Genomic DNA, 5,246 nt, shown 5'->3' with positions numbered 1-5,246 from the left:
AGGTCACAGCCGCCCGGTTCCGTCGGCAACCACGTCCCACCCCGGATACGACGACGGACCCCGCCGCGTGGGCAGGGTCCGTCGTTGTGATCGGTGGAGCCGAGGACCAGGCTGTCGCCCTCGCTTCCACCGGCTATCGGGGCGCTCAGGCCACCTGTGCCTGCCACATCCAGTGCAATTGCTCGAGCTTCGAGGCGAAGCCGATGAGCAGATCCTGGGTGACCGGGTCGGCGTCCTCGGTGACGTCGATGCGCTCGCGCAGACCGGCGATGACGGCCTTGAGATTCTCGACGATCGAGACGACGACGTCGGCGTCCTTGGTCCAGCCTTCTCCGAATCCCTTGGTACCGGCGGTCTTGGCGACGGTCTCCGCGCGCCCATCCGGGCTGACGCCGATGGCTGTGGCACGCTCGGCGGCCGCGTCGGTGAATTCGCGAGCGACACTGACGAGTTCGTCGAGTTCGAGGTGCACCGACCGGAACTGGGCGCCGACGACGTTCCAGTGGGCTTGCTTGGCGATCAGCGACAGATCGATCAGATCGACGAGGGTCTCCTGGAGGGCCTTGCCGGTGATCTCCTTCTGCTCATCACTCAGGGTGCTGGTGATGGGGGTGGATAGTGCAGTCATGGTGTGACTCCTTCCTGTGGTGCGGTTGCCTGGCTGTGGCCGGCAATGCGCGGTGGTGCGGTGGGTCGTGGCGTCCTTAGACGCGGACCGTCAGAGTGTGATCGATGTTGCCCTTGGTGGCCTTGGAGTACGGGCAGAAGGCGTGGGCCTTCTCGGCGAGTTCCTTGGCCTTCGTCTCGTCGAGGCCCGGCAGGTAGGTCTCGATGTCGACGACGAGCCCGAAACCGCCGTCGGACTCGTCCTTGCCGATACCGACGGTCACGGTGACGGTGGCGTCGTCGGGGGCCGGTGTACCGGCCTGCTTGGAGGTGGCGCGCAGGGCCCCGAGGAAGCAGGCGGCATAGCCGGCGGAGAACAGCTCCTCGGGGTTGCTGCCGTCGCCGCTGCCACCGAGTTCCTTCGGCGGACGCAGTTCGAGGTCGATCTGACCACTCGCGGAGACCACTTCTCCGTCGCGGCCACCGCCACTGGCCTTGGACGAGATGCTGTATGCGGGTTCGATTGCCATGATGTCTCCTCGGTTGTCGGCCGTCCGTGGACGGCTGTTGGACGTACTGGATCGAGCGGATTGCCGGTTGTTGTCGAACTACCTTGCTCTGCAACCATTCTCGACGACTCTTCGTTCCCGAAGCGGTGAATTCGGCGAGAATTCCCGGCGTCGGGTCACGGCCCCTCGGGTTCGGTTGCCACCGACGCCGTGCTGCGGCATCTCGGGCACAGTCCCCAGAAGGTGATCTCGGCTTCCTCGACGAGGTAGCCGTGATCGTGGTCGGGGTTCAGACACGGCGCTGCGCCGACGACGCAGTCGACGTCGGTGATCTCCCCACAAACCCGGCACACCAGGTGGTGATGGTTGTCGCCGGTCCGGGTCTCGTAGCGGACGGCCGAACCCGCGGGTTCGATCCGTCGCAGCAACCCCTTGTCGGCGCACGTCCCCAACACGTCGTACACCGTCTGGGTCGATACGCCGCCGAGGTGCTCCCGCACATGGTCGACCACGACGTCGGCGGTCGAATGCGGGTGCCCGTGGACGAACTGCAGCACCGCGACCCGCGGTGCGGTGACGCGCATGCCCGCTCCGCGCAGCTGCTGATGCAGCTGCGCGGGGGTAACGTCATCGATCTCGGGCATGACTCCAGTGTAGCCTTTTTCTGGAGTAAATCCAACTATTGGATCAACTCCAAATTAATGCAGGTATGCCTAACCTTTCCGGGTACGGCCCGCTCGGATGGCGGGTCGGCCGAAGCTGTCGTATCGTCTTCTGCACGAGATCGTGTGTAGCAATCGGCAAGAAGCCGATTGTTCGCGTCCGTCGGCCACTCCTCTCTCACGCGGCCGGCGTCGAAAAGCGCACACCGTCTCATCACCACCGAGAGAGTCACACCATGAGCGACACGACGACCACCGTCGACATCCACGCGTCTGCCATCCGTACCGATCCCACCCACATCCCGGCCACCCCGATGGCCGAACTCGCCCGGGAATCACGGATGGGCGGGGCGGGCATCGAGACCACCGACCGCGAGGTCCGCCAGATCTCCCTGGCCGATTTCGCCACCCGCCGCGCCGAGATCACCGAGCAACTCTGGTCGGCCGCAACTGATATCGGTTTCTTCCAGATCGTCGACCACGGCATCGACATGTCCGTGGTGAACCATGCGTTCGCCATGTCCGAACAGTTCTTCGCACTGCCGCGGGAGATCAAGGAGCGCTATCCACTCAAGAAGGGGCAGAACGCGGGCTGGGAGTTCATGACCCAGGTCCGGCCGTCGGTGGGTACCCCGGATCAGAAGGAGTCCTACCAGTTCACCCGCCCGCGTATGGACGGTTTGTGGCCCACCGAGGACGAGCTCACCGGATTCCGCAGTACCCTCGACGATTTCGAGTCGCGGTGCCGGCAGATCGCCATGGACCTGCTCGGCTGCTTCGCCGACAAGCTCGGCTTCGATCGCGAGTTCTTCACCCGCGCACACGATCCGGCCGTCGAGACCTATCAGAGCACCCTGCGGCTGTTGCACTATTATCCCTTCCCCGACGAGTTGCTCGACGAGCCCAACATCTGGCGGGCCGGCGCGCACACCGATTTCGACGTGCTGACCCTGCTGTTCCAGCGATCGGGACAGGGCGGCCTGCAGGTGCTGCCGGGAGCCGAAACCGACAGCCAGGCATGGACTCCCGTCGAGCCCTCGGACGAGGCCATCACCTGCAATATCGGTGACATGCTGATGCGCTGGTCCGACGACGCCCTGCCGTCGAACTTTCATCGCGTGCGCGCACCGCGACGCGGGGAGTACCGGGGCCCGCGCTACACCATCGCCTACTTCGCGCAGGCCAACACCGACGTGCTGATCGAGAGTGCCGCGGGCAAGTACCCGCCGATCACTGCCGCCGACTATATCGCCCAACGTCTTTCGGCCAACTTCGACGCCACGAAGGGTCGTCGATGACCACCCCGAACGGATCACCTGACGGCGACCGGGCGTTCACCGACGTCACCGTCCGTGTAGGCGGCACGTGGGTCGCCCACCAGGATGTGTACGTGGCCGCCGGGGCGGTCAGCGCGATCACCGACACCACCGCGTCCCCCGACACCGGACCGCCCGCGGTACTCATCCCCGGCTTCGTCAACACCCACACCCATCTGCAGCAGTCGCTGATGCGCGGAATCGCCGAGTGCACACCACTTCTGGAGTGGCTCTTGGCCATCGGCGAGCAGTCGGTGGCCATCACACCGCAGCGCGCGTATCTCGCGGCCGTGGCCGCCTGTCTGGAGAGTCTCCGGTCGGGCACGACGACCGTCGTCGAGCACATGTGGCCCCATCCGTCGGATGAGGTCCACGGTGCGGTGATCCAGGCGTTGCGCGACACCGGGATTCGTGCCCTACTCGGGCGGGGCGTCGCCGATCGGGGGGACGCGACCCGCAAGTGGGGCTTCGAGCCGCGGCTCATGCAACCCCTCGACGAGGTCCTCGACCACATCGATCACCTACGGGCACAGGTCGACGGATCGACGATCTCGATCGCCCTCGCGGTCCCGAATCCGCGATCGCTCACCGAGCCCGGCATGACGACACTGCGCGAGTTCGCCCAGGAACGTGACCTGTCGGTCTCCATCCATCTGCTGGAAACTCCGACCGACGATGTGATGTGCCGTGAGCACGCCGGTGTCGGTGCCGTCGACTACCTCGATCGCGGGGGTTTCCTCTGGGATCGGGTGCTCGCGGTGCACTGTGTCGAACTCGACGAGTACGGGCAGGCGTTGCTCGCCGACCGCGGTGTGGCGATCTCGCACAACCCGTTGTCCAACATGCGACTCGGCAGTGGCGTCGCGCCGGTGCCTGCGATGCTCGATCGCGGCCTCGCTGTGGGGCTCGGTGTCGACGGCGCGGCAAGCAACGACACCCAGGACATGCTCGAGACGCTGCGCATCGGCGCCTATGTACAGCGGGCGGTGCATCGGCGCGCGGATCTGATGGACAACGCCACGATGCTCGACATCGCCTGCGGCGGCGCCAACGTCGCGCTCGGACTCCCCGAATCGATCGGCGGCGTCGCCGTCGGGGCCCCCGCCGACCTGACGCTCCTGCGCTTCGACCGGGACTACGCCACACTCCCCGTCCGCGATCCGGGCGCCTCGCTGCTGACCACCGGCTCCCCGCGTCTGGTGGACACGGTGATGGTCGACGGCGAGGTCGTCGTCGCCGACGGTCGCAGCACGCGCATCGACGAGGCTGAGTTCACCAAAGAGCTGATCGCCGCGACCGCCGGGTGACCGGTGGCTGCGGGCGCGGTGAGTTCCCTACCGGGCCCGCAGCATTCGCGTCGGGCGCATCCGGGTCGACTCGGGCAGCCAGCGGTCGACGACACGGCGCAGGGTCATGACCGCCGACACCAGCAGCAACGCGAACTGAATCCATCCGAGGACCACGGTCCCCGACCACAGGCTCGGATAGCGGAAGAACAGATCGAGTCCCACCGGGATACACATCAGGTTCAGGACGACGATCGTGAGGAAGAAGTTGCGGCAGTTGCGGCTGTGATGGGTGACCGCGGCCCGGAGGAACAGATATGCGCCGAGAAGGAACAGCACCGTGATGATCAACCCGGCGACCGGCAGCACCGACGCGAAGGTGTCGATCTGACCGGCGTTGGGTTGCCCCTTGGGCGTGGCCACGGCGTCGGCGAGCATCCGATCACGGAGAAGATCTCTGATCGCTCCGAGGTTGATCGCCCCGTACACGACGCACACCAGCCCGGCCGCGGCCGCTCCCCAGAAGGCCACCCGGGCGTGGAGTGCCAACGCGGCCGGGGCGGGCCCGGGCGCGGTGGGCGGCTTCGGGTACAGGTTGGCCCGGTCCCGGTCGGCCGAGGTCCGCTGCAGTTCGGCGAGGTCCTGCGCGTCGAGCTCGGCCTGCGACGGCCTGCGGTCGGGGTCCTCCGACGTGGGATCGATCATGGTCGCATTGTGACACTCGTCGCGTCGACGCGACGGCGCACCTGTTCAGGGAGCACGGCGAGAGGGATACCGCGCGGCCGGCCGACGAACACCGGACTCACCGGCCGATCTTGAGCATGTGACCGACCGTCGCCTGCCACAACGTGCCGTCGGCGGCGATGG

At 66.6% G+C, this 5,246-nt stretch carries 6 protein-coding genes; 2 read left to right on the top strand and 4 right to left on the bottom strand.

From position 1 onward, the window contains the following. Positions 1–145 precede the first annotated feature (145 nt). The 3 genes from B1964_RS26840 to B1964_RS26830 form a co-directional block, all read right to left on the bottom strand. Entirely contained in the window at positions 146–628 is a 483-nt protein-coding gene (locus B1964_RS26840) for a DNA starvation/stationary phase protection protein (RefSeq protein ID WP_079931986.1), read from the bottom strand. Positions 629–704: 76 nt separating this feature from the next. Further along, complete coding sequence (locus B1964_RS26835; RefSeq protein ID WP_079931985.1) at positions 705–1,136, bottom strand: organic hydroperoxide resistance protein; 432 nt, start codon at positions 1,134–1,136, stop codon at positions 705–707. Positions 1,137–1,291: 155 nt separating this feature from the next. Continuing rightward, complete coding sequence (locus tag B1964_RS26830; protein WP_079931984.1) at positions 1,292–1,759, bottom strand: Fur family transcriptional regulator; 468 nt, start codon at positions 1,757–1,759, stop codon at positions 1,292–1,294. A gap of 254 nt (positions 1,760–2,013) precedes the next feature. On the opposite strand from B1964_RS26830, the gene B1964_RS26825 reads away from it, so the two are divergent. Together B1964_RS26825 and B1964_RS26820 are read left to right on the top strand one after the other, a co-directional pair. After that, positions 2,014–3,075 carry a 2OG-Fe(II) oxygenase family protein gene (locus tag B1964_RS26825; RefSeq protein ID WP_079931983.1) on the top strand — a complete coding sequence of 354 codons (1,062 nt, stop codon included), beginning with the start codon at positions 2,014–2,016 and terminating at the stop codon, positions 3,073–3,075. Continuing rightward, on the top strand, positions 3,072–4,400 hold the full coding sequence (locus tag B1964_RS26820) for an amidohydrolase family protein (RefSeq protein ID WP_079931982.1): 1,329 nt from the start codon (positions 3,072–3,074) through the stop codon (positions 4,398–4,400). The genes B1964_RS26825 and B1964_RS26820 overlap by 4 nt, the downstream gene beginning before the upstream one ends. Before the next feature lie 27 nt (positions 4,401–4,427). Here B1964_RS26820 and B1964_RS26815 read toward each other — a convergent pair whose 3' ends face one another. Beyond that, complete coding sequence (locus B1964_RS26815) at positions 4,428–5,084, bottom strand: hypothetical protein (RefSeq protein WP_006369529.1); 657 nt, start codon at positions 5,082–5,084, stop codon at positions 4,428–4,430. Positions 5,085–5,246: the final 162 nt, after the last annotated feature.

Origin of the sequence: Gordonia sp. i37 (assembly GCF_002043085.1) — a bacterium.
Taxonomy (GTDB): domain Bacteria; phylum Actinomycetota; class Actinomycetes; order Mycobacteriales; family Mycobacteriaceae; genus Gordonia; species Gordonia polyisoprenivorans.
Note: the sequence above shows the minus strand (reverse complement) of the source record. Positions and strands in the feature narration are given on the sequence as shown.

Excerpts from the sequence above, each read along its gene's own strand:
- B1964_RS26825 (WP_079931983.1), top strand. The coding sequence starts at position 2,014 with ATGAGCGACACGACGACCACCGTCGACATCCACGCGTCTGCCATCCGT.
- B1964_RS26835 (WP_079931985.1), bottom strand. The coding sequence starts at position 1,136 with ATGGCAATCGAACCCGCATACAGCATCTCGTCCAAGGCCAGTGGCGGT.
- B1964_RS26820 (WP_079931982.1), top strand. The coding sequence starts at position 3,072 with ATGACCACCCCGAACGGATCACCTGACGGCGACCGGGCGTTCACCGAC.
- B1964_RS26815 (WP_006369529.1), bottom strand. The coding sequence starts at position 5,084 with ATGATCGATCCCACGTCGGAGGACCCCGACCGCAGGCCGTCGCAGGCC.
- B1964_RS26830 (WP_079931984.1), bottom strand. The coding sequence starts at position 1,759 with ATGCCCGAGATCGATGACGTTACCCCCGCGCAGCTGCATCAGCAGCTG.
- B1964_RS26840 (WP_079931986.1), bottom strand. The coding sequence starts at position 628 with ATGACTGCACTATCCACCCCCATCACCAGCACCCTGAGTGATGAGCAG.